Source organism: Lysobacter koreensis (assembly GCF_042677045.1).
GTDB lineage: Bacteria > Pseudomonadota > Gammaproteobacteria > Xanthomonadales > Xanthomonadaceae > Lysobacter_K > Lysobacter_K koreensis.
Genome location: NZ_JBHTIH010000012.1, coordinates 1 through 1165, shown reverse-complemented (window position 1 = coordinate 1165; position 1165 = coordinate 1). Strand labels below are relative to the sequence as shown.

Here is a 1165-nt window from a genome sequence, read left to right as displayed (position 1 = left end):
ACTTGAGGATCTTGGCCACCACGCCGGCGCCGACGGTGCGGCCGCCTTCGCGGATCGCGAAGCGCAGGCCTTCGTCCATCGCCACCGGGTTGATCAGCGTGACCACCATCTTCACGTTGTCGCCCGGCATCACCATCTCCACGCCCTCTGGCAGCTCGCAAGCGCCGGTGATGTCGGTGGTGCGGAAGTAGAACTGCGGGCGGTAGCCCTTGAAGAACGGGGTGTGGCGGCCGCCCTCGTCCTTCGACAGCACGTACACCTCGGCCTCGAACTCGGTGTGCGGCTTGATGCTGCCCGGCTTGCACAGCACCTGGCCACGCTCGACGTCGTCGCGCTTGGTGCCGCGCAGCAGCAGGCCGGCGTTGTCGCCCGCCTGGCCCTGGTCGAGCAGCTTGCGGAACATCTCGACGCCGGTGACGGTCGTCTTCTGGGTCGCGCGGATACCGACGATCTCGATTTCCTCGCCCACCTTGATCACGCCGCGCTCGATGCGGCCGGTCACCACGGTGCCGCGACCGGAGATCGAGAACACGTCCTCGACCGGCATCAGGAACGGCTTGTCGACGTCACGCTCGGGCTGCGGGATGAAGGTGTCCAGCGCCTCGACCAGGCGCAGGATCGACGGCACGCCGATCTCCGACTGGTCGCCTTCCAGCGCCAGGCGCGCCGAGCCGTGGATGATCGGGGTGTCGTCGCCCGGGAACTCGTACTTGGTCAGCAGCTCGCGCACTTCCATCTCGACCAGCTCGAGCAGCTCGGCGTCGTCGACCATGTCGGCCTTGTTCAGGAACACGACGATGTACGGCACGCCGACCTGGCGCGACAGCAGGATGTGCTCGCGGGTCTGCGGCATCGGGCCGTCCGCGGCCGAACACACCAGGATCGCGCCGTCCATCTGCGCCGCACCGGTGATCATGTTCTTGACGTAGTCGGCGTGGCCCGGGCAATCGACGTGCGCGTAGTGGCGGTTGGCCGACTCGTACTCGACGTGCGCGGTCGAGATCGTGATCCCGCGCGCCTTCTCTTCCGGCGCCGCGTCGATCGCGTCATAGGCCTTGAACTCGCCACCGAAACGCTCGGCGCCCACCTTCGTCAGCGCTGCCGTCAGCGTGGTCTTGCCGTGGTCGACGTGGCCGATGGTGCCCACGTTCACGTGCGGCTTGGT

1 protein-coding gene is annotated in these 1165 nt (G+C 67.5%); it reads right to left on the bottom strand.

The features are described from left to right. The coding region (gene tuf / locus ACFQZQ_RS14725) for an elongation factor Tu (protein ID WP_386813688.1) at positions 1–1165 on the bottom strand (1165 nt) is incomplete at both ends.